2 protein-coding genes are annotated in these 662 nt (G+C 43.8%); both read left to right on the plus strand.

The features are described 5' to 3' along the window. The coding region (locus R7E78_RS27290; RefSeq protein ID WP_318058772.1) for a U32 family peptidase C-terminal domain-containing protein at nucleotides 1-375 on the plus strand (375 nt) is incomplete at its 5' end. Between the two features lie 2 nt (nucleotides 376-377). Then, nucleotides 378-632 carry a YfhL family 4Fe-4S dicluster ferredoxin gene (locus R7E78_RS27295; protein ID WP_318058773.1) on the plus strand — a complete coding sequence of 85 codons (255 nt, stop codon included), beginning with the start codon at nucleotides 378-380 and terminating at the stop codon, nucleotides 630-632. Nucleotides 633-662: the final 30 nt, after the last annotated feature.

Below are 662 nucleotides of genomic sequence, written 5' to 3' on the forward strand. Positions count from 1 at the left end.
CACCGTGGTTACACAGAAGGTTTCCTACGTCGTCATACACACGATACTTACCAAAACTACGACTACGGTTACTCAGTCTCTGACGCACAACAATTTGTTGGTGAGTTCACAGGTAAACGTCGTGGCGACATGGCAGAAGTTGAAGTGAAAAACAAATTCGTTGTAGGTGACAGCCTGGAGTTAATGACACCAAAAGGTAACGTTGTTTTCACTCTAGAAGCGATGGAAAACCGCAAATCAGAGTCAATTGAAGACGCAAAAGGTAACGGCCACTTCGTATTCATTCCTGTTCCTGAAGACATGGACCTAGAATACGGTCTGTTGATGCGCAATCTAAACGCAGGCCAGGACACTCGTAACCCTACTGGTAAGTAATCATGGCGTTACTCATCACTGACAAATGCATTAACTGCGACATGTGTGATCCGGAATGCCCGAATGGCGCGATCAGCATGGGAGACAGCATCTTCGAAATCGACCCTAACTTATGTACTGAGTGCAAAGGTCATTACGAAAAGCCTACCTGTCAGTCAGTTTGTCCAATAACCAAATGTATTATTATTGATCCAAACCACATTGAGACAGAAGAGCAATTGCTTGAAAAGTTTGTGGTGATTCAGGGACTCGCCTAAATAAAATGAGGTTCAACTTTGTGAACAAAG

It is taken from the genome of Vibrio sp. YT-19(2023) (genome assembly GCF_033337395.1).